Source organism: Aliiroseovarius sp. S1339 (assembly GCF_023195695.1).
Taxonomy (GTDB): domain Bacteria; phylum Pseudomonadota; class Alphaproteobacteria; order Rhodobacterales; family Rhodobacteraceae; genus Aliiroseovarius.
On record NZ_JALPQG010000005.1, the window covers coordinates 70,783 to 96,407 of the forward strand.

A 25,625-nucleotide genomic window follows, 5' to 3' on the forward strand; every position below is an offset into this window, starting at 1 on the left:
CGCTGTAGCGTCTAAAGAGCCTTTAACAACTGCGCGGTCGGCCATGCGTCTGCGGGCAGGCCAAGTCGGGCCTGTTCTGTTTGAACAGCGGCACGGGTCTTTGCGCCCAGAATGCCATCGACCTTACCAACATCATGTCCGCGCGCTTTCAGCTTTTTCTGAAGCGTTTTCATTTGTTGGCCGGAAAATGCTGGATCGGGATTACCTGCGTTATAGACTGGCGCGCCTTCCAGTCGGGTCGCGAAATAGGCGGCGGTCGTCACATAGACGAAGCTTTTGTTCCATTCAAAATAGACGCTGAAATTCGGATAGGCGATGAAGGCTGGGCCCTTTCGACCTTGCGGCAATAGGATCGACGCATTCAGGCCGGATGACCCCAAAACCCCATGTCGCGGTTTGACACCGAGTTCGGCCCACTGCCCGACCGTCATTATATGACTTAGGCCAGTTTTGGACCAATCCAAGTTTTGCGGAACCGTTACTTCCTGCAACCACGGCTCGCCCGCGCGCCAGCCCAAACCGCGCAGCATATTGGCCCCCGACAACAACGCATCGGCAGGGGACGTGCGCAGGTCCACCTTGCCGTCCCCGTCCCCATCGACACCCGCCTCGATAATGTCGCTGGGCAGCATTTGGACCATGCCAATCTCGCCCGCCCAAGCGCCTTTTGAGGTCGCGGGGTTGAAGGCTCCCTGCTCGTACAGCTCAAGTGCTGCAAAGACCTGTGGCTGGAACAACTCCGGGCGGCGGCAGTCATGCGACAGGGTCATCAGAGAATTCAGCGTATTGAAGTTGCCCTGCACGGCACCGAAGTCGGTTTCAAACGCCCAAAACGCCGTTAGAACTCCACGGCTAACGCCATATTCACTTTCCATCACACGATAGATGCTGTCGTATTTCTTCATCATCGACTTGCCGCGAGCCATCCGATCATTGCTGATCAGTCGGCGCGAGAAATCAATGAAGGGCCGTTGGAAAATTCCCTGAGAACGGTCGGCGTTCAGCGTGGCGTTGTCGTGCCGGACCGATGCGAAGAAATTGTCGACCGTGGCCGGGTCATGACCGCGAGCGATCGCCTCGTTCTTCATGGCAGAGGTGAAGCTTTGAAATCCACCGCCGCATTTCACGAGGCTTGCTGACGCAGGTGCGGCGCCCAGAAAAATCGCCAAAGTGGCACCGATCAGTATCTCGTGCATGGTGAGCCCTCGTTTCTTGAACTTGGGTGCACGTTACCGGAATGGCGCTAGGTGACAACCGCCAGAAAGATCACAACAACGAGAAGCGCTAGCCAACCGGACCAGAGCATATCAACCGATTGGTCGATTTCTTTCGGTCCGATATCGCGGGCACCGTCGCCATTTACCCAAGGAAAATCCCGCTTCTCGCCCTCATATGACCGGGGGCCGGACAGCGCGACATCAAGCGCCGCGGCTATGGCGGCTTCGGGCCAGCCTGCATTGGGGGACCGGTGCAGGGGGGCGTCGCGGCGAATTGTTTTCCACGTGCGCCACTGGTTGCGGCTTGCCATGAACAACAACGCCGTCAGGCGTGCGGGCACCCAATTCATCACGTCATCCAGTCGGGCTGCAAACTTGCCAAACGCCTCGTGACGCGGGGTGCGGTAGCCGATCATGCTGTCCGCTGTATTGACCAGCTTATAGACCAGTATCCCCGGAAGCCCTGCAATCAGAAACCAGAAGGCTGGGGCGACAACACCGTCCGAGAAATTCTCGGCCGCGCTTTCAATCGCACTTCGGGAAATGGCGGGGGCATCCATATCTGCCGTGTCACGCCCCACGATCATGGCGACGGATGCGCGCCCCTCGACCACGGATTGCCGCAGCGCATCTGCGACGGCCTGCACATGCTGGGCCAAGGATTTCTGCGCCAAAAGGATGGCAACAACGATGACTTCAAGCACTCCGCCAAATGACAGGTCCGCAATCGCCCACCCGATCATCGCGGCTATCAGGCAAAATGCCAGAATACTCAGCGCACCTTTCGCGAGCCGGTTTTCGCCCTCGTTAAAAGTATCATCCAGCCAATCAATCGCCTTGCCCATCAAGACAGCGGGATGTGGCACGCGCTTCCATGCCCAATCCGGTTCGCCCAACAGGGCATCCAGAAGCAGCGCAAGGGCGAGAATCGCAGCATAACTCATATCGTGGCCTCCAACTGGGTCCAACCGGCGGCGGGCGGCAGCCCAAGCCGCACCCACCTGTCAGAATAAGGAAAGATACGCGACCAGATATGTCCCTTGGCCAGACGATCCCGCCACGCCGATGCATCACCGACATCATAGAGCCGGAACAGCGACGTGCCGCCGACCAGTGCTGCCCCTTTGTTAATCATCAGCCCGTCAAGCCGCGCGGCATCTTGGACGAGCCGCCTGCGGGTCTGGTCCGCCCAGTTGTGATCCGCCAAAGCACGCGCGCCGATTTCCAGCGCGGGGCCAGAAACTTGCCAAGGCCCGATGGATTCGCGCAGTTGGGCGATCAAGGCGGCGTCTCCGATGGCGAAGCCAAGGCGCAATCCGGCCAGCCCCCAGAACTTGCCGAAACTTTTCAGGATCAGCGTGCCGGGGCGCGCCGCCGCCTGAATATGGCTGGCTTGCGGATCGACATCACAGAAGCTTTCGTCAATCACGGTGAGGCGTTGGCTAAAAGCAGGCGTGCGCCAGGCATGACCGTCCGGGTTGTTTGGGTGGACGATGACGCGAGCAGCGCCTTCACCATCGTCGCACACGTGCCAGCCTTGTGCGCGGAAAGCGGCGGCATGTTCGTTATAGGTTGGGCCAGCGATCACCGCGCGGGCGGGCGGGCGCAGGGTCGGAATACGTGCGATCAGCGCAGAAGCTCCGGGTGCTGCCAACACGGCCGCGCCATCTGGCACCGACCAGAACCGACGGGCGGCCGCTTCCAAAGCATCAAACGCGCCTTTGTCGGGCAGGATTTCCCAAGCACGGGGGTGGATAGCACCGACCGGGTATGGCTCTGGGTTGATCCCGGTGGACAGGTCAAGCCAGCCGTCTCGCTGACCGCCATATTGAGCAATGGCAGCGTCCAACCCCCCGCCGTGATCGCGTATCTGCGCTTTTTTGTTCATTGGTCGTCTGGCAGAGGCATGTGCCGGGTGACAAAGTGCCCCTTCACCGCTTGGGGCCATTCACCATAGGGCACCAACCCCGATACGCTGCTTGCATGTGCCTTGGCGTAGTCCACAACGCCCTGTGCGACCTCAATAGTCGGGTCGAACTTGCCCAGTGTGTAGGCAAGCTTCCCATCAGCCTGGATCGCCACATTGCAGCTGTTGTCGCACCCCATCAGGCATGACACGCGACGGGTTTTGATCTCAGATCCCTCAGCTCGTTCTTCGATCAGGGCCGCGAGAACCTCGCCATCCGTCAGCGGATCGCGCGCGGCATCCCAGTCTTCGCGTTTGCAGGTGTCACAGATCGTAATCCAGGTGGTCATTGCGCGCTCCCATGTCCTGCAGGGTTTGAAGCGGAAATTGGCACGAAAGACAATGGCATTTGCGGCACGCTTTCTGGGCAAACATCATCCCTGACAACCCTGCGCGAAATGTCCCATTAACCATTTCACCGCTTGCCGATAGATATGCGGCCTTGTTGATGTGATCCTGAAAGGTGGAGTACGAGAAATGAGGGTTCTGATCGTGGAAGCCAATGCGGATCTGGCCAAGCTTTGGTCCAGCCACTTGCTTCGGCAAGGTATTGCGACCGCGTGCGCGCACACGACGGGCAACGCAACCGACCTATTGGACCAGCAAAGCTTTGATGTGGTTGTCCTGAACGCGGGCTTCGACGGTGGCAAGGGACTTGCTGTGGCGGATTATGTCGCGTTCCGTGCGCCCGACGCGCGGGTCGTCTTTGTCACCGGGTCTACGTTCTTTTCGGACGGGTCGATATTCAACCACCTGTCCAATGCCCATGCCTGCGTGTCTGCCGACATCCCGGCTGAGGACTTGAGCAACGTGGTCGCTTTCCACGGAACGTCAGACCGCAGTTAGCGAACGGCCCGGCGGCGCATCTGCAAACCTCGCTTGCAAACCCGTTTTGCTGCGCTAGGGTCTGAGCATGACCCAAACTGATCCCGCTGCCACCCAACCTAACGCCGTTATCTTTGATATCGGAAACGTTCTGATCCGCTGGCAGCCGGAAGACCTGTATGACCAGTGGATCGGGCCTGATCGCCGTCGTCAGATGTTTGGTGCCGTCGATCTTCATGCCATGAATGATCGGGTCGACCGGGGCGAGGGGTTTCGCCAAATCATCTATGAAACCGCCGACGCCTATCCGCAGTTTCGCACTGAAATTCTGTTGTGGCATGACCGTTGGCTGGACATGGCACAACCGGCCATTGATCTGTCTGTCAAAACACTGCACGCCCTGAAGGCGCGCAATATACCGGTCTTTGCCCTGTCTAATTTTGGACGGGAAACCTTTGAATTGGCCGAGGCGAAATTCGACTTCCTATCCGATTTCGACCGCCGCTATATCTCGGGCCATATGGGCGTGATAAAACCCGAAGTCCGCATCTATGAGATGGTCGAGGAGGATTGCGGCGTCCCGGCCTCCGACCTTCTGTTTGTAGATGACCGAGCTGATAACATCACCGCCGCCGCACAGCGCGGCTGGCAAACACACCATTTCACGGACCCGCAAAACTGGGTCAATTTTCTGATCACGCGCGAGTTGATCAACGAGGCGGACCTATGACCCCCGATATGATCCCATTTGAGGCCGAAAAGCTGTTGGATTGGCGCGCCCTGACCGACGCCCTGATCCAAGGCCACGCCCGCCCAAAGGCCGAAATCGGCGACACGTTCCTGTATCGCGGGGACGACACGATGTTGACCCGGTCAGCTTGGATCGACGGACTAGGAATCGCGGTGAAAACCGCCAATATCATGCCCGGCAACCCAGGGCGGGGCGAGCCTATGATCCACGGCGCGGTGAACCTTTATGACGACGTCACAGGGTTGCTGGACGCCATCGTCGATTTTCACTTGGTCACAAAATGGAAAACCGCCGGCGACAGTGTTCTGGGCGCGCGACTTTTGGCGCGGCCTGACAGCAAGGTGATCTTGATCGTGGGCGCAGGCACAGTTGGGCGAAACCTGCGCGAAGCCTATGGCGCAATGTTCCCGCAAGCGCGTTTCCTGATCTGGAACCGCAGCCCAGACGGGGCCGCGCGCTTTGCAGACGACTGCGACAAGACAGACGTGGTAGCCTCGCTGGAAGACGGAGTCGCGCAGGCCGATATCATCACCTCGGCCACCATGGCCGCGGACCCGCTGATCAAGGGCGACTGGCTGCGCCCCGGACAACATCTGGACCTGATCGGCGCTTATCGCGCGGACATGCGCGAGGCCGACGATACCGCCCTGACCCGCGCACGTCCGTTCATGGACAGCCGTGATACCGTTCTGGATCATATTGGCGAATTCAAAGACCCACTCGCGCGTGGCGTGATCAAGCAGGGCGACGTTGTGGGCGACCTTTATGACCACAAACACGGCGTATTCACGCGCCAGCCTGACGACATCACGCTTTATAAAAACGGTGGCGGCGCACATTTGGACCTGATGACCAGCCGCTACATTCTGGATGCATGGAGAGCCAAATGATCACGGACAAAAACATCGAAGATTTCCAGCGCGACGGGGCCGTCGTCATCCGAGGTGCGCTGATGGATTGGGTCGACACTATGCGCGCAGGCGTTGAGCGAAATATGTCCAACCCCTCACAATACGCGTCAGAAAACGCCGTATCAGAGGGTCGCTTTTTCGACGATTACGTCAACTGGACGCGCATCCCTGAATTTGAACGTATCGTGCGCGAAAGCCCCGTTGCCAAACTGGCCGCCCAAGCCATGCGCAGCAACACAGCACAGTTTTTCCATGACCACGTGCTGGTCAAAGAACCCGGAACGCCAAAGCCCACCCCATGGCATCAGGACGGGCCGTACTATTTTGTCGAAGGCGAGCAAACCGCCAGCTTTTGGATCCCGCTTGATCCGGTCCGCGACAACTCGTTGCGCTTCATTGCAGGCAGCCACAAATGGGACCGCATGGTGCGGCCAGTCAGTTGGGCGGATGACAGCGATTTTTACGAAGACAAACGAGACTGGTTGCCGGTGCCGGACCCCGACACCAACCCCGGCGACATGAAGGTGCTGGAATGGGAGATGGAGCCGGGCGACGCGGTGATCTTCGACTTCCGGACAGCACATGGTGCAAGGGGCAATTTTTCACCTAATCGCCGCCGCGCGCTTAGCCTGCGCTGGATCGGTGATGATGCGCGATATGTCGAGCGACCGGGCCGCACATCCCCGCCCTTTCCGGGGCACGAGATGAAAGCGGGCCACAAACTGCGCGAAGACTGGTTTCCCGTCATTTGGTCAACCGAATGACCGCCCCATCGGCCTCCCCAAAAAACAAACCCCCGAAGCGGATGCTGCGGGGGTCGTTTTTGGCGAGCGGTTGACAACCCACTCACCGGGTCGCTTGGGGATGATTTACATCATACCTTCGCGTTGTGCTTTCTTCCGAGCCAGCTTGCGCTGACGGCGAATCGCTTCCGCTTTTTCGCGAGCTTTTTTCTCGGAGGGCTTCTCGAAATGCTGCCGAAGCTTCATCTCGCGGAAGACACCTTCACGCTGAAGTTTCTTCTTCAGCGCACGAAGCGCTTGGTCTACGTTGTTATCGCGTACCGAAACCTGCATGTGGTTGTCACCACCTTTCTAAGTTAGAGTTTGCAGAATTGCAGGAAGCGCCCGTCTAGCAGCCCTTGCCGCTTTTGTCCAGTTCACCCTCATCCGCGAGGAACGCCCGATGTCAGACAAGATGACCGACAAAGAAAAGATGCTTGAAGCCGCCATCGCGCATGTTCCGTTTGATGGGTGGAGCGATGCGACCCTAATCGCCGCCGCGCAGGATTGCGATATGACCGAGTCTGAGGCGCGGGCCATGTTTCCCCGCGGCGCACTGGATCTGGCGCTGGCGTATCACCGTAAGGGGGATACCGACATGGTGGCCCGGCTCAAGGCCGCCGATCTGGCCGAGATGCGGTTTCGCGACCGGATCGCGGCGGGGGTGCGGTATCGGCTTGAGGTCGCGGACAAGGAGCTTGTGCGCAAAGGCATGGCGTTCTTCGCATTGCCGCAGAATGCAGGCGACGGTGCCGCCGCGCTATGGGCCACCTGTGGTCTGATCTGGGAGACATTGGGCGACAGTTCGACCGACCTGAACTGGTATACCAAACGCGCAACGCTGTCGGCGGTCTATTCGTCCGTCGTGCTGTTCTGGCTGGGCGATGAAAGCGAAGGGAACGAGGCCACTTGGGCCTTTCTGGACCGCCGCATTGACGATGTGATGAAGATTGAGAAAATCAAAGGCCAAGCCCGCGACAGCGCACTTTACAAGGCGTTCATGTCCGGGCCAGGCAAGATCCTTGACACGATCAAGGCGCCGGGGGCACCCAATCCGAATTACCCGGGACGTTGGGAACCGGAAGACACAGGGGCAAAGAATGACTGACACCATGCGCGCAATCGAGATCACGGAACCCGGCGGGCCCGAGGTTCTGCAACTGTCGGACCAGCCGATCCCGACACCCGGCCCCGGTGACATCTTGATCCGCGTGGCTTTTGCCGGCGTCAACCGCCCGGATGCGCTACAACGGGCAGGATCATACGCACCGCCCCCAACCGCCAGCCCCCTGCCCGGCCTTGAAGCCTCAGGCGAGGTGGTCGCGCTGGGTGAAGGTGTCACGCAATGGGCCGTGGGCGACAAGGTCTGCGCGCTTCTGCCCGGCGGCGGCTATGCCGAATATATCACCACGCCAGCCGCCCACGCCCTGCGTGTGCCGAACGGCATGGGCATGAAGGAGGCCGCCTGCCTGCCCGAAACCTTCTTCACGGTCTGGTCCAACGTGTTCACGCGCGGCGGGTTGCAAGCGGGCGAGCGGTTCTTGGTGCATGGCGGCAGTTCCGGCATCGGCACAACCGCGATCCAACTGGCCAACGCCTTTGGTGCGCGGGTGTTCACCACCGCAGGCTCGGACGAGAAATGCGCTGTCTGCCGCAATCTGGGAGCTGAACGCGCCATCAACTACAAGACCGAGGATTTCGTCGAGGTGATGAAGCCTGAAGGCGGCCCCAATCTGATCCTCGACATGGTGGGCGGCGACTATATCGCGCGTAACATTAAATGTTTGGCGATTGAGGGTCGCATGGTCCACATCGCCTTCCTGTCCGGCCCGAAAGCCGAGATCAACTTCGCCATGATCATGGCCAAACGCCTGACAATCACCGGATCAACCCTGCGCCCGCAATCCGACCTAGCCAAAGCCCGGATTGCCGAGGAATTGGCCGAGAAAGTCTGGCCCTTGCTGGACGAAGGCCGCGTCGCGCCCGTGATGGACCAAACCTTCCTGCTGGAGGATGCCGCCAAGGCCCATGCCCGGATGGAGACCAGCCAGCATATCGGGAAGATCGTGTTGGAGGTTGGGGCGTGAAGACGCTTCGCTTCACGACAGAATCATATCAAGTGACGTGAATAGACATTGTTGAGATATCGCTCTCGCCCAATGCAGAAATAGGTTTCGCCCACACACTCAAACCCGAGCGCGAGATAGAATGCTATTGCAGGATCATTATCGGCATTGGTCGCGAGCCACAGCGATTCCGCGTTATTCGCTCGGCAATGTTGGACCGCTGCATTCAGCAGACGTTTTCCAACTCCCTTTCCATGATGACGGGGCTGGACATACAAGGTGGATATTTCCATATCCGAGCACCCTGACACCGGAGCATTGCTGTCCGAGGACACCCTGACAAAGCCGTCGATCCCCTCTTCATTTTCGGAAACTAGAGTGAATTGTTTGGGGTCCGATATGAGCTTTTCGACATTGGCGGTCGTGAACTCGTCCAAAGCATAGTCCGCGAAAACCGCGCGCACACCGCGCTTCAAATACGTTCCAAGCCACACCTCGATCGAGATCGCCGCGATGCTTGAAGCATCTGACTTGATAGCTTTTCTTAGACTCATTCGCGGATCCTTTAGCTTGAACTGAACCCTACCGCACCGGGTCCAACAACGCCTTCTGCGCCCTGCAGTCGCGGCGCACGTCTCGGGCGCAGATGCGCGGTTCCAGGTCGCGAGTCAGGCACAGGCGGGCCTCTTGGATGCGGTCGGCGCGGCAGGTGATGGTCAGCATGTCGGGGTGCCAGTCGGGATTGGCTTGCAGGAAGGCCTCTTCCACCACGGACGCTGGCAGACGAACCGGGTTGGTCAGTTTGCGCAGCACCTCGGGGCGGCTCACCATGCCGTAGGCGCGCCGGACGAGGTCATAATACTCCTTGGCCTCAAGCCCCGCGCAAACGCCATGTTTCTTCCATTGATACCAAGCGGCCCCACCGGCCCCGAAAATATCAGCCTGCGCGTTGGTCAGGCCTCGCGATGGCGGGCGCTCGGATGTATGGCAATAGCTGGGCCAGCCCTGCTCATATTGCGGCCACAGACCATGCACGACCCAGCCAAGGTCTCGGCCCCGGTCGCATTGCTCGGACCCGCGCTGATCGCCTTCGACGGCGCACCAATTTGGTGACCAGCTCAGCGCCAGAACGTAATAGTCGAAATCGCCCGCCTGCTCACCATCGGCCCATACGCCCAGCCCAGATGCGAGCCATAGAATGCCACCAAAAAAGGCCTGCCGCATTTTGTCTTTCCTCTTTAACGCTTCCCCCTTATATAGGCCTCAAGTTCCCCGACAACGGAAACCGGCCTGACAAAGTCCACGCGACACAGGCAGCCCAGCCAGGGCGCGGGAAAGTTGTATCCGGGGCAAATTTTTAGGGAGTGTTCAGATGAGCAAACTGATCATGGCAAAAGCCACAGCCGTTTGGCTGGTGGACAACACAACACTAAGCTTCAAGCAGATCGCCGATTTCTGTGGCCTGCACGAGTTGGAAGTTCAGGGCATCGCCGATGGCGATGTGGCAACCGGGGTCAAAGGGTTTGATCCCGTGGCCAACAACCAGCTGGATGCCAGCGAGATCGAGAAAGCCGAGAAAGATCCGCTGCACAAGTTGAAGCAAAAGTTCTATGCGGCTGCGGCCGGCGAAGAAAAGCGCCGTGGACCGCGCTATACTCCGCTGTCCAAGCGTCAGGACCGTCCGAACTCGATCCTGTGGCTGGTGAAGTTCCACCCTGAACTGGCAGACGCCCAGATCTCAAAGCTGGTTGGCACGACCAAGCCGACGATCCAGTCGATCCGCGAGCGTACGCACTGGAACATCCAGAATATGGAGCCAATTGACCCGGTTGCGTTGGGATTGTGCAAGCAAAGCGAACTGGATCTTGCGGTTCAGAAAGCGGCTGCCAAGAAAGCCAAAGAAGGCGGCGTGATGACGGATGACGAGCGTCGCAAGCTGGTGTCGACCGAGCAGAGCCTTGGGATGGACCCCGAGCCGAAAATGCCCAGCGCCATCGAAGGGCTTGAGACGTTTACCCTGTCGGGCGCCCCGGATGACGAAAAAGAAGCACCGCTGCCGGATGCAGAAAGCTTCTTCAACTTGCCGGACAGTGACGACGAGGATGAAGGCGAAGACAAGAAAGATTGATCCAACCCGGATCCAGCAACGCCCCGGCCCTCGCGCCGGGGCTTTTTTGTTGCGCCAACCGTTTTCTGATCTGCCGTTAAGACCCTGTTCACCCTGTTCCGCAATGCTGAGTCACATTGAACACGGGACCGGAGAACCGGGAATGAAGATCGAAGACATACTTGCGCAGGAACGGCGGGCCAGAATGGCCGCAGAACGGCTTTTAGCCCAGAAGCAAGCCGAACTGACAAACGCGAATCGGGTGCTGTCGAAACACGCGCTGACCCTCTCGGACGAAATCATGGAAACTCGCGTCGCGGTGGAAGAGATCAAGGGCGAAAACTCGCAAGTGCGCGCAGACTTGGAAAGGGCCAACAAAGAAGTTGTCATCGCCAAGCGCCGTCTATGGGATTCGCTGGAAACCATCGAAGATGGGTTTGCGGTTTTTGATCAAAACGACAAGATGATCGCCGCCAACAGCGCCTATCTTGAGCCCTTTGATGGGTTAAGTTGCGTGACCCCCGGCATTCCCTATACCGACATCCTGCACATCGCGACGGATGAAGGGATTGTAGATATTGGCGACATGCGCCCACTTGCTTGGCGTGATATGATGCTGGACCGCTGGCGTGCGCCGTCATGTGACCCCGTCGTGCTGCGGCTGTGGGACGGAACCCATATCAAACTGGTCGACCGCCGGTCGCGCGATGGTGATATGGTCAGCCTTGGGCTGAACATCACCGAAACAATCAAATATCAGGCAGAACTCAGCGATGCGCGACATCGGGCGGAAGCCGCGAACCGTGCCAAATCCGCGTTCCTCGCTAATATGAGCCACGAGATTCGCACACCGATGAACGGTGTTGTGTCGATGGCCGAGATCATGGCCGACGGCGATCTGGATGATGAGCAACGCTTGTTTGTAAATACGATCCGGCAGTCAGGCGAGGCCCTTCTGACCATCATCAATGATGTGCTCGATTATTCAAAAATCGAAGCTGCCAAAATGACCCTTCAACCCGAGCCGTTCGATCTGGAGCGGGTGATTTTGGATGTCGTGACCCTGTTGCAGCCCGCAGCACAAGAAAAGGGCATCCAGTTAATTCTGGATTTCGACCTGTTCATGCCGTCGAAGTTCCTTGGCGATGTCGTGCGAATACGCCAAATTCTGACCAACCTGATCGGAAACGCGGTCAAGTTCACGTCAGAGGGGCATGTGCTGGTGCGCGCCATCGGGCTGCCATTGGGTGAGTGTGATGAACAAAAAGTTCACATCACCGTCGAAGACAGCGGCATCGGCATACCCGAAGACATGCAAAGTCACATCTTTGGCGAATTCAATCAGGTCGACACCGAACGCAACCGCAAGTTCGAAGGCACTGGTCTTGGCCTTGCGATCACCAGCCAACTGGTCGAACTGATGAGGGGCGAAATTTGGGTCGAAAGCCAAGAGGATGTTGGATCCTGTTTCGGATTTCACATCACCCTTCCAGTAGAAGAAACCGTCGAGCCGCCGAAATTACCCCAAAACCCGGGCACGGTTGTTTTGGCTATGGAAGACCGCTTGAACCGCGCCATTTTGGAAAAACGACTGGAAGCGACGGGGCTGCGCACTGCTTTGTTTGATCCGTTGAACACTGATGCAGCGTTGGTACGCGACGCATATCTGATATTGGTAGATGAACAATGCAGCGCCAAAGCCCGAAATCGGGGCGACCAGTGCTTGATCCAAACCTTCCGCAGTCAGAACCCAACCGCGCCGATTTATTTTCTGACGGCCCCGCATTCGACAGCAGCCAAGCAGAGCCAAGACGCCGCCCTTGCGACGCGTGTCTTGCAGATGCCATTAATTCGCAGCACGGTGTTCGAGATCATCAATCAAGTCGGCACGCACTCGTCTAACAAATCCGCCGACATGTTGGAAGCTGGTTCCGATGCGCCATTATTGCTGTCCAAAGCTGATCGATCCGGTTTTCGAAAGATGCGCATCCTCGCCGCCGAGGATAACAAGACAAACCAACTCGTCTTCACAAAGCTTTTGAAAGAACTGGATATGGACCTGCGGTTTGCCAATAACGGGATCGAAGCGGTTGAAGCCTTCTTGGACTTCCAGCCTGATATCATTTTTATGGATATTTCGATGCCAGAAATGGATGGAAAGGAAGCCACGCGACGCATCCGAACGCTTGAGCAGGATCAGGGTATGGATAAAACTCGCGTCGTTGCCCTGACCGCCCATGCGTTGACTGGCGATGATCGGGAAATCTTGGCACACGGGTTGGATCAACATCTGACAAAACCGTTGAAGAAGCCGGAAATCCTGCACGAAATCCTGGCAAACTGCCCAGACGACGCACGCTGCCCCTTGCCGGGAAATTGCTGCTAGCCCTCGTCGCGCAGGAAAACCCAGTCGTCGCCGTCGCTCATGTCAGGTCGATGCTTATATCCGCCAAGATCAAAACTTTTCAGGGCCTCAGGGTCGCGCACGCGATTTTGCACAATAAACCGCGCCATCGCGCCCCGCGCTTTCTTGGCAAAGAAGCTGATCACTTTGGGCTGACCGGCTTTCGTGTCCAAAAACTGCGGCGTGATGACCCGCAGATCAAGCGCCTGCAAATCAACTGCAGAAAAATATTCGACCGAGGCGCAATTGACCAAGATGTCGCTGGACGTGGCTTTGGCCCGCTGTGTCAATTCAGTCGCAATGCTGTCGCCCCAGAACTCATACAGGTTCTTGCCGCATGGGTTTTTCATGCGCGTGCCCATCTCTAACCGATGCGGAGCGATCTGATCCATGGGGCGTAGCAAACCATAGAGACCCGACAGGATGGAAAGGTGGTCTTGGGCATAGCGCAGCTCGTCATCGTCCAGACTTGCGGCATCCAGCCCGGCATAGGTATCGCCTGCAAACATCTGGATCGCCGGTTTTTCGCCAGCGCCGGTTCCGAAAGCCGAAAACCGTTCGACATTCAACGCACCCAACGCTGGCGAAATGTGCATGAGCCGTTGCAAGTCTTTGCTCGACAAATCCCGTGCAGTATCGGCCAGAAGCATCGCTTGGGTCTTGAAAACGGGTCGCGTTCCTTCGGGCGGTTTCGTAGGTTTTTCGTCCAGCCGCTTGGCTGGAGAGACAACAACCAACATGTCAGGCCCCCTCTGTTAGCGCGTCAATGAAAGCGGCACCGAACCGATCCGCTTTTTGTTGGTTCATTCCCTGAATTCGGCCCAACTCGGCAATACTCATAGGCTTTCGTTCAGCAATCTGGCGCAACGTGGCAGCGGTCACGGTTAAGTATTTGCCTGTGCCATCTTCGCCACGGGCCAAATCCGTTGCGATGACATGCAACTGGTCAAATACCCCGCCTGCTGCGCGCCCTGCAAGCTTGCGCCGCTGCGGGTGCAGGTCGGCAGGGGCCTCACCCGCGATCACCTCAAGAAACGCGTGACCATAGCTTTCCAGCTTCTTCGCCCCAACCCCGCCGATCCCCGCCATTTCATCCAGATCGGCGGGCCGTTTCTCGGCCATTTCGATCAAGGTTTTATCGTTGAAGACCACATAGGCCGGAACGCGCGCCGCCTCGGCCAGTGCGCGTCGCTTGGCTTTCAGGGCGGACAGCAAGGGTGCGTCTTCGTCCGACACCATCATCTTGGCCGCCGGTCGTCGCGACGTGCTTTTCAACGTGTCGCGACGCAATTCAACCTGCGCTTCGCCGCGCAAAACCGGGTGCGCTTTTTCGGTGATCCGCAATGCGCCGTGGCGTTCGGGGTCTGGCCGCACCAGATCAAGGCCCAACATTTGCCGAAAAATCGCCTGCCACATGCGTTTGTCGTGATCTTTGCCGACGCCAAAGGTGGGCAGGCCGTCATGGCCCCGGTCGCGAACGCGGTCGGTCATCGTGCCGCGAAGAATGTCGATCAGGTGACCAGACCCGAAATACTCGCCCGTACGCAGAATTGCTGACAGCGCCTTCATCACATCGACCGTCCCGTCGAACAGATCGGGCGGCGTGGTGCACAGATCGCAATTGCCGCAAGGCGCGGTTGTTTCCCCGAAATAGGTCAGGAGTTGCTGGCGACGGCAGCCATGTGCCTCGGCCAAACCCAAAAGCGCATTCAGGCGGCCATGGTCGGCACCACGACGTTCGGCGGGGGCAAGCCCTTCGTCAATCTGCGAGCGCCTAAGCCGGATGTCGTCCGCGCCAAACAGCGTCAGCGTATCGGCGGGCGCGCCATCGCGACCGGCACGACCGATTTCCTGATAATAGGACTCGATCGACTTTGGCAGGTCGGAATGGGCGACCCAGCGGATATCTGGTTTGTCGACGCCCATGCCAAAGGCCACAGTCGCAACAACGATCAGCCCGTCTTCTTGCTGAAACTGCCGTTCAACCTCGCGCCGGTCTTCGGCGTCCATTCCGCCGTGATAATATACCGCCGGGTGGCCCGCATCGCGCAGCGCCTTGGCCAAGGTTTCGGTGCGCGCGCGGGTCGCGGAATAGACAATACCTGACTGTCCTTTCCGCGCGGCTGCAAACGCCAATATTTGATTGCGTGGGCTGTCTTTGGCAGCGAACGCCAGATGAATGTTCGGACGGTCGAAGCCGTGAAGAAAGGTGCGCGGCGTCGCCTGATCAAACAGTTTTTGGATTATTTCGACGCGGGTTTCTTCGTCTGCCGTCGCGGTGAAGGCGGCCAAGGGCACATCCAACGTGCGACGAAGCTCTCCGATCCGCAGATAGTCGGGGCGGAAATCGTGGCCCCACTGGCTGACACAATGCGCTTCATCGACGGCGATCATCGTGACGCCAGCGCTCCGTAGCAGGTTCAACGTGCCGCCCGACGCCAACCGCTCGGGCGCCATGTACAGCAGCTTCAATTCGCCGCGTGACAAGGCATCAAAAACGGCATCGGTTTCTTCCTGCGTGTTGCCCGAAGTGAGCGCACCTGCAGTCACGCCAGCTGCCTGAAGCGCCCGCACCTGATCACGCATCAGGGCAATCAAAGGCGATATGACGACCGTCACACCGTCACGGATCAGCGCAGGCAGTTGAAAACACAGCGACTTGCCGCCGCCCGTCGGCATGATCGCCAAAGTGTTTTCGCCAAGCGAAACGGCTTCGACAATCTCGGCCTGTCCGGGGCGAAATTCATCGAATCCAAAAACGGATTTCAAAAGGTCCAGATCGCGGGGCATTCTGTGCTGCTCGTTATTTTGAGGGCACATTCCCATGCGCGACCGCTCGGAACAAGGGGCTTAGTAGAATGCAGACGCGTTCTTAATCAGAATAATCCGGATCGCATAAAGCGCGATCAACGCAACCAGCGGCGCGAAGTCCAGCCCACCCATTTGCGGCAGGAACCCACGGATGCGGGAATACACCGGCTCCAACACTCGGTTCAGGCCATACCAGACCTGCGCCACAATATGTTGCCGCAGGTTCAGGACCTGAAAATTAATCAGCCAGGACATCACGATATGCGCGATCAAGATGAACCAGGCGATATCCACGATCAACATCAGGATTTGAAACAAGGACTGCATGTGGGCTCCTTCTGGGTTGTCCGTTCCATCTAGGGAAGGTTGCCACGCAGGGCAAGGGTGACGCGCGGTTTCGGTTGACGTTTGCCGGGGCCAAGGGCAGGTCAGCCACATCCTGAAGGAGCCGCCATGTATCCGTTCATCCGCATGACCAAAGACCTGATCATAAACGCGCGGGCCAAGCCCCTGCCGATCACCGGCACCCATGTCAGCCATCATATGTGCTGGCCGTGGGACATCGACCTGTGGCGCGAGCTGAACAATGGGCGGACGCTCACACTTTATGACCTAGGGCGCATTCCGCTGGCGGGACGCACAGGGCTTAGCCGAATGCTGATCAAGAACCGCTGGGGTTTGACCATGGCAGGGGCTTCCGTTCGATATCGCAAGCGGATTCGCACCTTTGTCAGGTTCGAAATGCGCAGCCGTGTTGTCGGCTGGGGCGATAGATTCATTTATGTCGAGCAAAGTATGTGGCTGCACGGCGAGTGTGCGAACCAGATTGTCTATCGCTCAGCGGTGACGGATCGCAACGGCATCGTGCCCACCGCCCGCGTGGTCGAAGCGCTGGGGTATGGCGGCCCGCCACCAGTGTTGCCGCAATGGGTGCAGGCTTGGATCGACGCCGAAGCCCAGCGCCCCTGGCCACCCGAGGCATGAGAACGCTTGCCCGCGCTTAGATTTCCCTGTTTGATCACTTCAAACAGGGAGTAGGCATGGCAGAGATTTCGACGCGCAGGCGTATCTGGGGCTGGTATTGGTTCGACTGGGCCAGCCAACCCTACCACACCCTGATATTGACCTTCATCTTTGGCCCCTTCTTCGCCGCCGTCGCGACCGAGTTCTTTATGGGCCAGGGGCTGCCAGAACTTGCCGCCGACGCGAAGGCGCAAAGTATCTGGTCATGGGGGTTGGCCGCTGCTGGCCTGATCGTCGGATTTGGCGCACCGATCATGGGAGCTTTGGCTGACACTGCCGGGCGTGTGCGCCCTTGGGTCGCGTTCTTTGGCCTTCTTTATGTGATTGGCGCTGCGTCCTTGTGGTGGACACAGCCCGATGGGTCGAACATGTGGGCCATGATCCTGATGTTTGGCATTGGCTTCATTGGCGCTGAATTCGCGCTGGTTTTCACCAACTCTCAACTTCCCAGTCTGGCTGATCAAGACGAGGTGGGCGAGATTTCCGGCTCGGGATTTGCGTTCGGCTATGTCGGCGGGCTGGTTGCGCTGGCGATCATGTTGACCCTGTTCGTCGAACAACCTAACGGCAAGACGTTGATTGGCCTCGCGCCGGGTCTGGGCTTGCTGGATGCCGAAGCGCGAGAAGGCACGCGGTTTGTTGGCCCGTTTGTAGCGCTTTGGTTCATCGTTTTCATGATCCCCTATGCCTTGTGGGTCAAGGACAGACCCAAACGTGGTTCCAAGCACAGCCTGTCGGGTGCGTTCGCCATTCTGGATCGTACCATCCGGGGGTTGAGGTACAAGAAAAGCCTTGCGGCCTATCTGGGCAGTTCAATGTTTTATCGAGACGCGTTGAATGGGCTTTATGGATTTGGCGGGGTGTACGCGAGCCTTGTTCTAAACTGGCCCATCGTTCTGATTGGCGTCTTTGGCATCATCTCAGGCATTGCGGCGGCGCTGTTCAGTTGGCTGGGTGGGCGTGTTGACAAGAAGCGCGGCCCGAAACCCGTCATCATCGGTTCAGTGCTGGTTCTGATGACGGTTTGCTTCCTGATCGTGAACATGACTCGCGAGGCGATCTTTGGCATTCCCCTGCCCGACGGATCAAACCTTCCCGACATCATCTTTTTCGGATGCGGCATGTTGATCGGTGGCATGGGCGGCACATTGCAATCAGCCAGTCGGTCAATGATGGTGCGCCATGTGGACCCCGAAGCGCCGACAGAAAGTTTCGGCCTATATGGGTTGTCGGGTCGTGCGACGTCATTCATGGCACCTGCCCTGATCGCTTGGTTCACGACGATGACGGGCAGTGCGCGGCTCGGCGTGTCTCCGCTGATCGGGTTGTTTGCGTTAGGGCTTTTTCTTCTGATCTGGGTTAAACCAGAGGGCGAGCAGTGAAGGGTAGCAGGTCTATGTTCAAAAAATTCATTCGAAAATTGATTGCGATGGGCGCTTTGATGTTTGCGGCTACGTTGACTGCCCCCGACAATGCAACCGCCGAAACAGCGGCAAAGCAATTGTTTGGCGCGGCGCGGGCCGGGTCGGCACAGAAATCAACTCCCCTTGGGTCCTATGCAAAAGGATGTCTCGCGGGCGGCGCGCAGCTGCCCCAATCCGGCCCCACATGGCAGGCGATGCGCTTGTCACGCAACCGAAACTGGGGTCATCCAGAACTGATTGACTTCGTTAAGGGCCTGTCACGCAAAGCGGCAAAGCAGCCCGGCTGGAACGGGCTTTATATTGGTGACATGAGCCAGCCGCGTGGCGGCCCGATGCTAAGCGGCCACCGGTCACATCAGATCGGGCTGGATGCCGATATCTGGATGTTGCCTGCCAAGCGATTGAACCTGTCGGTGAATGCGCGCGAAAACCTTTCGTCCATTTCGATGCGGCGCGCCAAAGGTGCGTTTGTCAACAAATCATGGACGCGCGCGCATCATGCCATTCTAAAGACTGCCGCCAAAGATCCTCGCGTCGCGCGAATTTTCGTATTTCCCGGCGCCAAAGTTCAGATGTGTAACGACGAAAAAGGCAACCGCAAATGGCTGCGTAAAATCCGTCCATGGTGGGGCCATCATTATCACTTCCATGTGCGGCTAAATTGTCCGAAGGGGATGCGCGGTTGCGTCGATCAAGCCCCTCCTCCGCCCGGCGATGGCTGTCAGGATGCAGCGAACTGGGCCAATGAAATCCTTAATCCCAAACCGCAGCCACCTGCGCCACCGACACCCAGCAAGCCGCGTCGAGAATTGACGCTAAGGGACTTACCCAACCAATGCCGTTCCGTCTTGTCTTCGCGCTAGGCGCGCTGGCGGCACTTGTCGCACTATTTGCCGTTGATCTTGGGGCGCAAACCGTGTCCGAGGCGAAACTTGTGTCCGCCACGCGGTGGTATGGCGGTGATGACACCGCGTTTGGGGGCTTTTCGGGAATTGAAGTCAGCGATGATGGCGCGACCTTCGTTGCGCTGACTGATCGTGGTCACATCACTCGCGGCAAGCTCCTGCGTGAAAGCGGTGTGATCACCAAGGTTGCGCATAGCAAGCTGAAGAAGCTGACATCGCCACGGGGTATCGCGCTCAGGGGGGCCTGGACAGACAGTGAGGGTCTGGCGGTGTCGCCCAATGGCGATGTATATGTCAGCTTCGAAGTTGCCCATCGCATCACAAAATATGTGCGGGGACAGGCAAAAGGCCAAGACATTCCAGACAACCCAGCCACCAAAAGGATGGCTGGAAATTCGGCGCAAGAGGCATTGGCGATCCACCCTGACGGCACGCTTTTCATGATTCCCGAAGGGTCGGATAAGCAAAACAACCCGCATACGTTGTATCGGTTGCGACCGGGATCAAAGACATGGGACACTCAGTTTACGATCCCGCGTCACCGACCGTTTTTGCCGGTTGGCGCAGATATTGGACCAGATGGCCGCCTTTATGTGTTGGAACGTCACCTTGGAAGCGTCCTTGGCTTTACCAACCGCGTGCGCCGGTTCGACATTGCACCCGATAGCCTGACCAACGAAACCATTCTGCTGCAAAGCAAGGTCGGCGCGCACGACAATCTTGAGGGGCTGGCGGTTTGGCGAGATCAAGACGGGCTGATCCGCCTGACCATGATCTCGGACGATAACTTCATGTTCTTTCAGGTGACAGAGATCGTGGAATACGTGGTCCCCGACAGTGCCAGCGCCAAAACAGACCACTTGACCAAAACACAATGAGGGGTTAAGCGCAGCGCGTTCCTGACCTGCAGGGACCAAGTCTCCGCAACCTTGTTAAAACGGATCAACAGATGAAACGTATCCTTCCCGGCGTGATCGTCATGGCCGCCATTGTCGTGGCCTCTAACATTCTTGTGCAACATCTGTTCGGCCAATGGCTGACATGGGGGGCTTTCACCTATCCGCTGGCCTTTCTTGTGACGGATGTGATGAACCGCGTCTATGGCGCCGCATCGGCGCGTAAGGTGGTGTTTGCCGGGTTCGTCACTGGCGTAATCTGTAGCTTCATCGGCACACAGATCATGGGCGAATTCGGCCCGCTGGTGACCCTGCGCATCGCCATCGGTTCGGGTATGGCCTTCCTGACCGCACAGCTTCTGGACGTGGCGATATTTGATCGTCTGCGCGATGGGAAATGGTGGCGTGCGCCGGTTGTAAGCACCATCATTGGTGGCTCAGTCGACACGGCGATTTTCTTCACGATCGCGTTCTCGGCAAGTCTTACATTCCTAGAGCCTGCCAATGACGTCAGCTGGGCTGGCGAAGTTTTGCCGTTGATCGGCGTAGGACCCGAGGTGCCGCTTTGGATGTCGCTTGCTGTGGCCGATTGGCTTGTAAAACTGGCGCTTGCACTATTCGCGCTGGTTCCATTTCGCCTCATTGTCACGAAACTTTCACCAAATCCTGCGTGAAAAGTTTTGACAAACGCAAAATCTGTGGCAACCTCCTAGATATAGAAACAGCGAGAAAGGAGGTGTCCATGTCAAGAGATACAACGGAGAGAGGTGCCGGGACAATCTAGGTCGCGACTTTCCGGGGCAGCCCCCGGTGGGAAATGCGGACCCTTTTTGGCCCAGCCTTACCGGCGGTCTAACCGGTCCCACCTCCTTAATTCTCGAGAGGGTCGTCCCAAAGCGGGCGGCCCTTTTCTTTTGTGATTTCCGTGCTGGATTCAATTCGCTAGGGTATGCCCATGATCCGCGTGACCGACGATATCGCCCTGCAAGATTGGGAGCTGAGTGAAAGTTTCACCCGCAGTTCTGGCCCCGGCGGGCAGAACGTCAACAAAGTGTCGACCGCTGTCGAACTGCGGTTCGAAGCCGCGCGATCCCCCAGCCTGACACAACCCGTGAAGACGCGCCTGAAAAGGATTGCAGGTCGGAAATGGACCCTCGACGGTGCCATAATTATCCGAGCCGAGGATACACGCAGTCAGGCGCGCAACCGCGAGATTGCACAAAACCGCCTAGCCGAGATGATCCGCCGCGCGCTGGTGGCCCCAAAAAGACGCATTGCGACCAAGCCGACATTGGGGTCAAAGAAACGCCGACTTGAAAGCAAAACCCGTCGGGGCCAAGTCAAAGCTCTGCGCGGGCGTATCGACGAAGACTAACCTGACCGGAGCCGCAAAATGTCGGACACTGCCACTATTCTGAAACGTCGTGAACGGCTTCTTGGGCCGAATATGACGACCTTCTATGCCGACCCCGTCCATATCATGCGCGGTGAAGGTGCGTGGCTGTGGGACGCGGACGGACGCAAGTTTCTGGATTGCTATAACAACGTGCCGCATGTCGGCCACGCCCATCCGAAAGTGGTCGAGGCGATCTCCCGCCAAGCCTCCACGCTGAACACCCACACCCGTTATCTGCACGAGGGCATCTTGGACTACGGGGAACGCCTGACCAGCACAATGGATCACGATCTGGACGCGATGATCATGGTCTGCACGGGGTCCGAGGCGAACGACATCGCCCTGCGCATGGGGCGCGCCGTGACCGGCAAAACGGGGATCATCTGCACCGACAATACCTATCACGGGAACACCGACCTGGTGTCTCATCTGTCTGCCAAGAAAACGCCCATAGGCGGGGCGGTGGATTGGGTCAGGAAAGTGCCTTCGCCCGATGCGATCGCGCCGCTTAGCGGCAGCCTTGAAGCTCAGGCGCAGGCCTTCGCGGATGAAATCCAGACCGCCATTGATACGCTGGAGGCTGATGGCCACGGGTTCGGCACACTGATCCTGTGCCCCTTCTTCGCCAATGAGGGCTTTCCCGACCTGCCTCACGGCTTCCTTGACCCCACCGTTGACGTGGTGCGCCGTGCGGGCGGCATTATCATCGCGGACGAGGTGCAGCCGGGCTTTGGCCGCACGGGGCGGAATTTTTGGGGACACGAACGGATCGGGCTGGTGCCTGACATCGTGACGATGGGCAAACCGATGGGCAACGGCCACCCCGTCGCGGCGGTCGTGACCCGGCCCGAGATCATGGCCGAGTTCCGCACCCGGTTCGGTTATTTCAACACATTTGGCGGCAACCCTGTCTCGGCCGCCGCTGCGATGGCGGTGTTGGATGTGCTGGAGGAAGAAAACCTTGTCGAAAACGCCCGCGATACGGGCGACTATGCACTTGGCCTGCTGGGACAGCTGGATCATCCGATGATCGCCGATGTGCGCGGAGCCGGGCTGTTTTTGGGGGTCGAGTTCGCAAAAGATGGCGACACCGCAGCCGCCGCCGATTTCTGCGCGGCACTGGTGGACGACATGCGGCATAGGGCGGTTCTGTTGCACTCGGTCGGCCGTCATTATCACGGCATCAAGATCCGCCCGCCCATGTGTTTCGACCGCGCGCAGGCCGATCTGCTGGTTGAAACGCTTGACACAGCCTTGAAGGCGCTGCCGATATGAGCGCGCTGAAACAGGCGCTGGAAGCATGGGGCGCACAAGACATCCGTATGATCAAGGACCGCGAGAACGTGGTGCACGAGGTTCGGGTGGGCGGCCGCCCCGCCGCGCTGCGTCTGCACCGTCCGGGTTATCAAAGCAAAGCCGCGATCCGGTCTGAGTTGGACTGGATGGCAGGGCTGGCGGCAGCAGGGATGCGCGTGCCCGCCCCTATCCCGACGCTATCCGGCGACACCGTTGCCGATCTGGGCGCAGGACAAATCGCGACCGTTGTGACGTGGGTGGACGGCGCACCCATCGGCGAAGGCGGCGTGCCTTTAACCGGGTCCAAAGCCGAGCAGGTCGCGCTGTATCGCAAGGTCGGGGGCGAACTTGCAACGCTGCACAACTTGACCGACCAGATGACCCTTCCGGATGGGTTTGATCGCCACCGTTGGGACATTCCGGGCCTTCTTGGCGATACGCCCTTCTGGGGCAAGTTCTGGGAAAGCCCCGCGCTGTCTGACGAAGATCGCGCACTGGTTCTGCGCGCCCGCGCGGTGGCCCATAACATAGCAACCGCTTTTGCCAAAGATGGCGCCGATTTCGGCCTGATCCACGCCGACGCCCTGCGCGAAAACATCTTTGTCCATAATGGTGATCTGACCCTGATCGACTTCGACGATGCGGGCTTCGGGTTCCGTATCTATGATCTGGCCGTGATGATGACCCAGAACGAGGATGAACCCGCCGCCGACGCCATTCGCGACGCTGCCATCGCTGGCTATCGCGCGCATCGTGCGTTCTCGGATCAGGCCGAAGCGTTGCTGCCGATGTTCATCATGATGCGCCGCTTTGCGTCGATGGGTTGGGCTGTGCCGCGCAATCCGGCAGAAAGCCCGGCAGTCAGAGAGTATGCGGAAAAAGCCGTTAGGGCAGCGCGGGCGTTTCTGGGCGCATAGGTTAATCCGGCCCGTGCAGCATCTAGACGATAACGTCCATCTGCGGCTGTTCGCCCACCCCAAAGACACGTTTGTAACGGGCAAGCTCATCCGCCGGACCCATCGCCTTTCTGGGATTGTCTGACAGCTTCACGGTGGCGCGCCCATTCGCCTCAACCGCTTTGCACACCAGCGAGAATGGCGCCAGCTTATCCCCCGGCACGAGCCCCCGGAAATCGTTGGTCAGAAGTGTGCCCCAACCAAAGCTGGTGCGCACACGACCCGCGAATTGTTGATGCAGTTCTATGATCTTGTCCGTATCTAAACCATCCGAAAAGATGACCATTTTCTGGGTCGGATCCTCGCCGCGTTCCTTCCACCATTTGATGGCGATTTCAGCCCCGGTGGCGGGATCACCGCTGTCGACCCGGATACCCGTCCAACCGGCCAGCCAATCGGGCGCATGATCCAGAAAACCCTGCGTGCCATAGGTGTCCGGCAGGATGATCCGCAGATTGCCGTCATGTTCTTCGTGCCAGTCCGCCAGCACATCATAGGGCGCACGCGCCAGTGCTTCGTCTCCGTCAGCCAGCGCGGCATAGACCATGGGAAGTTCATGCGCATTTGTGCCTATCGCCTCGATATCGCGTTTCATCGCGATGGAGCAGTTCGAGGTGCCGACAAAACGATCCCCCAGACCTTCCATCATCGCCTGCACACACCAATCCTGCCACATATAGCTGTGACGGCGGCGGGTGCCGAAATCGGCCAACCGGAGATCGTCAAGTTCTCGCAGACGTTCGATCTTTTCCCAAATCCGGGTCATCGCGCGGGCATACAAGACCTGAAGTTCAAACTTGCCCATGTCGCGCAGCACTGCGCGGCCCCGAAGCTCCATCAACACCGCCAAGGCGGGAATTTCCCACATCATGACCTCGGGCCACGTCCCTTCGAAGGTCAGTTCGTATTGATCGCCAACCCGCTCCAGATGATAGGGCGGCAGGCGCATCCCTTCGAACCATTCCATGAAATCCGATCGGAACATCTGGCGTTTGCCATAGAACGTGTTGCCGCGCAGCCAAGTGCTTTCCCCGCGTGTCAGGCTGAGCGAGCGGATATGGTCCAACTGCTCGCGCAGCTCGCCTTCGTCGACCAGATCGGCCAGCGGCACGGATTTGGTGCGATTGATCAGGCTAAAGGTCACCTGAGTGTCTGGCTTGTTGCGAAACACCGATTGGCACATCAGAAGTTTATAGAAGTCCGTGTCGATCAAGGATCGCACGATTGGGTCAATCTTCCAGTGATGGTTGTAAACCCGGGTTGCAATATCGGGCATCTATGCCTCCAACGTCACGCCTGCGGCGCGCATATCGCTGCGGGCAGCGTCCAGTGACCCATTAAGGTCAATCGCACGGCACGCCTGTTCCAGCACGTTCACATCAAACCCAAGGCGCGCGCCGTCGATGGCCGAATATGCCACACAGAAATCGGTGGCCAGCCCAACAAGGGTCAACTTCTCAACCCCGCGCGTGCGCAGATACCCTTCCAGCCCGGTGGGCGTGGTTTGGTCATTTTCAAAGAAGGCTGAATAGCTGTCGATCTCGGCCCGGAACCCTTTACGGATGATCAAATCAGCCCTGTCCCGATGCAGATCGTCGTGAAACCTTGCCCCCACGCTGCCCTGAATACAGTGATCGGGCCAAAGAACCTGCGTGCCGTAAGGCATTTCGGCGGTCTGATAGGGCTCTTTCCCATCATGAGAGGATGCAAACGAGCTGTGGCCCGCCGGGTGCCAATCCTGCGTGAACACCTTGACCTGAAATTCTGGCAACATCTCGTTGATCAATGGAACGATCTCGTTACCGCCAGCGACAGCCAGCGCACCGCCCGGACAGAAGTCATTTTGCACATCGATCACGATCAGGGCTTCGTTTGCATCACGCATGGGC

28 protein-coding genes are annotated in these 25,625 nt (G+C 58.4%); 16 read left to right on the plus strand and 12 right to left on the minus strand.

Features of this window, described 5'->3' with window-relative positions; translation table 11 throughout:
• Positions 1 to 11: 11 nt before the first annotated feature.
• Genes MUY35_RS08875 through MUY35_RS08890 form a run of 4 tightly spaced genes read right to left on the minus strand, consistent with a single transcriptional unit; the run spans position 12 to position 3,473 of the window.
• The gene (locus MUY35_RS08875) at positions 12 to 1,196 is read right to left on the minus strand and encodes a lytic murein transglycosylase (protein ID WP_248366015.1); all 1,185 of its coding nucleotides are present in this window, start codon (positions 1,194 to 1,196) and stop codon (positions 12 to 14) included.
• A gap of 47 nt (positions 1,197 to 1,243) precedes the next feature.
• On the minus strand, positions 1,244 to 2,161 hold the full coding sequence (gene cbiB / locus MUY35_RS08880) for an adenosylcobinamide-phosphate synthase CbiB (protein WP_248366032.1): 918 nt from the start codon (positions 2,159 to 2,161) through the stop codon (positions 1,244 to 1,246).
• A complete protein-coding gene (locus tag MUY35_RS08885) occupies positions 2,158 to 3,105 on the minus strand; it encodes a threonine-phosphate decarboxylase (RefSeq protein ID WP_248366035.1) in 948 nt (315 codons plus the stop codon). The genes cbiB and MUY35_RS08885 overlap by 4 nt, the downstream gene beginning before the upstream one ends.
• Positions 3,102 to 3,473, minus strand: coding sequence for a DUF1636 domain-containing protein (locus MUY35_RS08890; protein WP_248366038.1), 372 nt, complete (start codon positions 3,471 to 3,473; stop codon positions 3,102 to 3,104). Before MUY35_RS08890 ends, MUY35_RS08885 begins: the two co-directional genes overlap by 4 nt.
• A 187-nt stretch (positions 3,474 to 3,660) precedes the next feature.
• Here MUY35_RS08890 and MUY35_RS08895 point away from each other — a divergent pair, with 187 nt between their 5' ends.
• From MUY35_RS08895 to MUY35_RS08910, 4 genes are all read left to right on the plus strand, one after another.
• Entirely contained in the window at positions 3,661 to 4,029 is a 369-nt protein-coding gene (locus MUY35_RS08895) for a response regulator (protein WP_248366043.1), read from the plus strand.
• Positions 4,030 to 4,096: 67 nt separating this feature from the next.
• Positions 4,097 to 4,738: an HAD family phosphatase gene (locus MUY35_RS08900; protein ID WP_248366046.1), complete on the plus strand. Its 642-nt coding sequence runs from the start codon at positions 4,097 to 4,099 to the stop codon at positions 4,736 to 4,738.
• Complete coding sequence (locus tag MUY35_RS08905; RefSeq protein WP_248366048.1) at positions 4,735 to 5,649, plus strand: ornithine cyclodeaminase; 915 nt, start codon at positions 4,735 to 4,737, stop codon at positions 5,647 to 5,649. Before MUY35_RS08900 ends, MUY35_RS08905 begins: the two co-directional genes overlap by 4 nt.
• A complete protein-coding gene (locus tag MUY35_RS08910) occupies positions 5,634 to 6,434 on the plus strand; it encodes a phytanoyl-CoA dioxygenase family protein (protein WP_248366064.1) in 801 nt (266 codons plus the stop codon). The genes MUY35_RS08905 and MUY35_RS08910 overlap by 16 nt, the downstream gene beginning before the upstream one ends.
• Positions 6,435 to 6,539: 105 nt before the next feature.
• Here MUY35_RS08910 and rpsU read toward each other — a convergent pair whose 3' ends face one another.
• On the minus strand, positions 6,540 to 6,746 hold the full coding sequence (gene rpsU / locus MUY35_RS08915; RefSeq protein ID WP_091427324.1) for a 30S ribosomal protein S21: 207 nt from the start codon (positions 6,744 to 6,746) through the stop codon (positions 6,540 to 6,542).
• A gap of 109 nt (positions 6,747 to 6,855) precedes the next feature.
• Between rpsU and MUY35_RS08920 the strand changes: the two genes are divergently transcribed.
• A complete protein-coding gene (locus tag MUY35_RS08920) occupies positions 6,856 to 7,560 on the plus strand; it encodes a COQ9 family protein (RefSeq protein ID WP_248366067.1) in 705 nt (234 codons plus the stop codon).
• A complete protein-coding gene (locus MUY35_RS08925; protein ID WP_248366070.1) occupies positions 7,553 to 8,539 on the plus strand; it encodes an NAD(P)H-quinone oxidoreductase in 987 nt (328 codons plus the stop codon). Before MUY35_RS08920 ends, MUY35_RS08925 begins: the two co-directional genes overlap by 8 nt.
• Positions 8,540 to 8,562: 23 nt before the next feature.
• Here the strand turns inward: MUY35_RS08925 and MUY35_RS08930 are convergent, their stop codons facing one another.
• Positions 8,563 to 9,072, minus strand: coding sequence for a GNAT family N-acetyltransferase (locus tag MUY35_RS08930; RefSeq protein WP_248366073.1), 510 nt, complete (start codon positions 9,070 to 9,072; stop codon positions 8,563 to 8,565).
• Positions 9,073 to 9,100: 28 nt separating this feature from the next.
• Positions 9,101 to 9,742, minus strand: a complete 642-nt coding sequence (locus MUY35_RS08935) for a ribonuclease T2 (RefSeq protein ID WP_248366076.1) — start codon at positions 9,740 to 9,742, stop codon at positions 9,101 to 9,103.
• Between the two features lie 148 nt (positions 9,743 to 9,890).
• Here MUY35_RS08935 and MUY35_RS08940 point away from each other — a divergent pair, with 148 nt between their 5' ends.
• Positions 9,891 to 10,646 carry a cell cycle transcriptional regulator TrcR gene (locus MUY35_RS08940; protein ID WP_248366079.1) on the plus strand — a complete coding sequence of 252 codons (756 nt, stop codon included), beginning with the start codon at positions 9,891 to 9,893 and terminating at the stop codon, positions 10,644 to 10,646.
• Between the two features lie 142 nt (positions 10,647 to 10,788).
• On the plus strand, positions 10,789 to 13,011 hold the full coding sequence (locus tag MUY35_RS08945; protein WP_248366095.1) for an ATP-binding protein: 2,223 nt from the start codon (positions 10,789 to 10,791) through the stop codon (positions 13,009 to 13,011).
• On the opposite strand, the gene yaaA is transcribed toward MUY35_RS08945, so the two are convergent.
• From yaaA to MUY35_RS08960, 3 genes are read right to left on the minus strand one after another with little or no spacing between them, the layout of a single operon-like run.
• Positions 13,008 to 13,769: a peroxide stress protein YaaA gene (gene yaaA, locus MUY35_RS08950; protein WP_248366098.1), complete on the minus strand. Its 762-nt coding sequence runs from the start codon at positions 13,767 to 13,769 to the stop codon at positions 13,008 to 13,010. The genes MUY35_RS08945 and yaaA overlap by 4 nt on opposite strands.
• A gap of 1 nt (position 13,770) precedes the next feature.
• On the minus strand, positions 13,771 to 15,819 hold the full coding sequence (gene recQ, locus MUY35_RS08955) for a DNA helicase RecQ (protein ID WP_248366115.1): 2,049 nt from the start codon (positions 15,817 to 15,819) through the stop codon (positions 13,771 to 13,773).
• 60 nt (positions 15,820 to 15,879) lie between these two features.
• Complete coding sequence (locus MUY35_RS08960) at positions 15,880 to 16,167, minus strand: YggT family protein (RefSeq protein WP_248366118.1); 288 nt, start codon at positions 16,165 to 16,167, stop codon at positions 15,880 to 15,882.
• Positions 16,168 to 16,293: 126 nt separating this feature from the next.
• Here MUY35_RS08960 and MUY35_RS08965 point away from each other — a divergent pair, with 126 nt between their 5' ends.
• The 8 genes from MUY35_RS08965 to MUY35_RS09000 all read left to right on the plus strand — a co-directional run bounded on the left by MUY35_RS08965 (position 16,294) and on the right by MUY35_RS09000 (position 23,697).
• Positions 16,294 to 16,824, plus strand: a complete 531-nt coding sequence (locus tag MUY35_RS08965; protein ID WP_248366137.1) for a thioesterase family protein — start codon at positions 16,294 to 16,296, stop codon at positions 16,822 to 16,824.
• A gap of 56 nt (positions 16,825 to 16,880) precedes the next feature.
• A complete protein-coding gene (locus MUY35_RS08970; protein ID WP_248366140.1) occupies positions 16,881 to 18,245 on the plus strand; it encodes an MFS transporter in 1,365 nt (454 codons plus the stop codon).
• Between the two features lie 59 nt (positions 18,246 to 18,304).
• Positions 18,305 to 19,150, plus strand: a complete 846-nt coding sequence (gene mepA / locus MUY35_RS08975; protein WP_248367227.1) for a penicillin-insensitive murein endopeptidase — start codon at positions 18,305 to 18,307, stop codon at positions 19,148 to 19,150.
• Positions 19,123 to 20,070 carry an esterase-like activity of phytase family protein gene (locus tag MUY35_RS08980; protein ID WP_248366143.1) on the plus strand — a complete coding sequence of 316 codons (948 nt, stop codon included), beginning with the start codon at positions 19,123 to 19,125 and terminating at the stop codon, positions 20,068 to 20,070. The genes mepA and MUY35_RS08980 overlap by 28 nt, the downstream gene beginning before the upstream one ends.
• Positions 20,071 to 20,141: 71 nt before the next feature.
• Positions 20,142 to 20,762: a queuosine precursor transporter gene (locus MUY35_RS08985; protein ID WP_248366150.1), complete on the plus strand. Its 621-nt coding sequence runs from the start codon at positions 20,142 to 20,144 to the stop codon at positions 20,760 to 20,762.
• A 281-nt stretch (positions 20,763 to 21,043) separates the two neighbouring features.
• Positions 21,044 to 21,463, plus strand: coding sequence for an alternative ribosome rescue aminoacyl-tRNA hydrolase ArfB (gene arfB / locus MUY35_RS08990; RefSeq protein ID WP_248366166.1), 420 nt, complete (start codon positions 21,044 to 21,046; stop codon positions 21,461 to 21,463).
• A gap of 18 nt (positions 21,464 to 21,481) precedes the next feature.
• Positions 21,482 to 22,759: an aminotransferase class III-fold pyridoxal phosphate-dependent enzyme gene (locus MUY35_RS08995; RefSeq protein WP_248366169.1), complete on the plus strand. Its 1,278-nt coding sequence runs from the start codon at positions 21,482 to 21,484 to the stop codon at positions 22,757 to 22,759.
• A complete protein-coding gene (locus tag MUY35_RS09000; RefSeq protein ID WP_248366172.1) occupies positions 22,756 to 23,697 on the plus strand; it encodes a phosphotransferase in 942 nt (313 codons plus the stop codon). The genes MUY35_RS08995 and MUY35_RS09000 overlap by 4 nt, the downstream gene beginning before the upstream one ends.
• Before the next feature lie 22 nt (positions 23,698 to 23,719).
• Here the strand turns inward: MUY35_RS09000 and pncB are convergent, their stop codons facing one another.
• Positions 23,720 to 25,012, minus strand: coding sequence for a nicotinate phosphoribosyltransferase (gene pncB, locus MUY35_RS09005; protein WP_248366188.1), 1,293 nt, complete (start codon positions 25,010 to 25,012; stop codon positions 23,720 to 23,722).
• Positions 25,013 to 25,621: a bifunctional nicotinamidase/pyrazinamidase gene (pncA, locus tag MUY35_RS09010; RefSeq protein ID WP_248366191.1), complete on the minus strand. Its 609-nt coding sequence runs from the start codon at positions 25,619 to 25,621 to the stop codon at positions 25,013 to 25,015. It abuts the gene before it with no gap.
• Between the last annotated feature and the right edge of the window lie 4 nt (positions 25,622 to 25,625).